This is a genomic window from Burkholderia sp. AU6039 (assembly GCF_002223365.1).
Lineage (GTDB): Bacteria > Pseudomonadota > Gammaproteobacteria > Burkholderiales > Burkholderiaceae > Burkholderia.
The window spans coordinates 1-525 of sequence record NZ_NKFK01000036.1 but is presented as its reverse complement, the minus strand read 5'-3'; the positions used below and the strand labels follow the sequence as shown (position 1 = coordinate 525).

The 525-nt window shown below is 65.3% G+C and carries 1 pseudogene; it reads left to right on the top strand.

Features of this window, described 5'->3' with window-relative positions:
- Nucleotides 1-525 (top strand): annotated as a pseudogene (locus tag CFB39_RS38530) (IS5 family transposase); the annotation flags it as partial.

The following is a 525-nucleotide window of genomic DNA, read 5'->3' as shown; positions in this document are numbered from 1 at the left end:
GACTGCGCTGGCGCGACCTGCCTGCCGAGATGGGTTGCGGCTCGGGCGTGACGTGTTGGCGACGGTTACGCGACTGCCAGGCCGCCGGCGTATGGAATCGCTTGCACGAACTGCTTCTTGCGAAGCTGCGAGCAGCAGACCAAATCGACTTCTCTCGAGCTGCGATCGATTCATCCTCGATCCGCGCCGTTGGGGCGGGCCAAAAACTGGGCCAAACCCTACCGATCGTGCACGACCCGGTTCCAAGCACCACAGCGTCACCGGCGCCAACGGCACCCCGCTCGCCGCGATCCTGACCGGCGCGGCCGTCAACGACGTCACGCAATTGCTGTCGCTGATCGACGCGATTCCGCCGATTCGCGGATTGCGCGGCCACCCATTGCAGAGGCCGCGTGTGGTCTACGCCGATCGCGGTTACGACTCCGAGCGACATCGACGCGCGTTGCGCGATCGCGGTATCGAGCCGGTGATCGCCAAGCGCCGTACCGAACATGGCAGCGGCCTTGGCAAATATCGCTGGGTCGT